Genomic DNA, 971 nt, shown 5'->3' with positions numbered 1-971 from the left:
TGTAGCAAATCGTGTTGATGCGATTGTTATATTCACTCTTACCTCTAAGTGAATAACTGACCGACTGTTTTCATTGGTATAAACATTCTTACACGACCGTTGATTTCACAAAGAACCTCGAAACCATATTTTGCGTAAAATGACTCTGCTTGCTTAGTTAAGCAATCAACAACAATGGCATAAGCTCTCATATGAGAGTTAATTTCCCAAAGATATTCGAGAGCTTTAATTAAGCTAACTTTACCTAACCCACTTCCATGAAATTCTTTATGAACTGCAAGTTGAGCTAAAAGGAAAACAGGAACTGGATAGCGTGGTAATTTTTTAGCCATCGCTTGTGGCAACGTATCACGGCTAATCGAACTTGGCGCAATACTATAAAATGAACAAATTGGATATTTTTGATTTGGCAGTGGCACAGAAGCAGGCAAAACCATAGTGCGACTGATACCTGCTTGCATATGTTTAGCAGCTTGAGTTTGGATAAAATCATTTAACTCTTTTTCCCCACAGTCAAATGATGCTCTATCATGCTGTGATTTATCCAATTCTTTAAAAGTCTTGGAATAACTCACTTAAACTCACCACTTTTAGTAAATGCAGCAGCTTCAAGTAATGCTTTATTCGGAGCTTTAGCCTCGTCACAAGCAATCATGAATTGGTCAAATACATTTGCTTCAACAGTGATGCTTTCATGTTCAGAAATCACCTGAGTTGAATCTTCGTCCATTAAACGAACAACGTATTCAGTTAAGCTTTTTAAACCAAGTAAAGCTGAAGCTTTCTCAGCCTTAGCTTTGATTTCTTCATCCAAACGGATATCAAGTCTTGCAGTAGCCATAAAACCTCCAATCGTACGGAGTAATTCCGTAATTAACCTGAGTATAAGATTTAAACAACCAAAGCGCAACTTGTACGGAACTAATACGGATTTAATTTTTAAGCTTTGTGAATATAACGCCTGCATAACA

General features: G+C 36.9%; 2 protein-coding genes. Both read right to left on the bottom strand.

Features of this window, described 5'->3' with window-relative positions; translation table 11 throughout:
• Window positions 1-44: 44 nt before the first annotated feature.
• Window positions 45-575, bottom strand: coding sequence for a GNAT family N-acetyltransferase (locus tag A6E03_RS18000; RefSeq protein ID WP_065601439.1), 531 nt, complete (start codon window positions 573-575; stop codon window positions 45-47).
• On the bottom strand, window positions 572-841 hold the full coding sequence (locus tag A6E03_RS17995; RefSeq protein ID WP_005423939.1) for a DUF1778 domain-containing protein: 270 nt from the start codon (window positions 839-841) through the stop codon (window positions 572-574). The genes A6E03_RS18000 and A6E03_RS17995 overlap by 4 nt, the downstream gene beginning before the upstream one ends.
• Between the last annotated feature and the right edge of the window lie 130 nt (window positions 842-971).

Origin of the sequence: Aliivibrio sp. 1S128 (assembly GCF_001691065.1) — a bacterium.
Lineage (GTDB): Bacteria > Pseudomonadota > Gammaproteobacteria > Enterobacterales > Vibrionaceae > Aliivibrio.
This window is presented reverse-complemented; position numbering and strand designations above follow the sequence as displayed.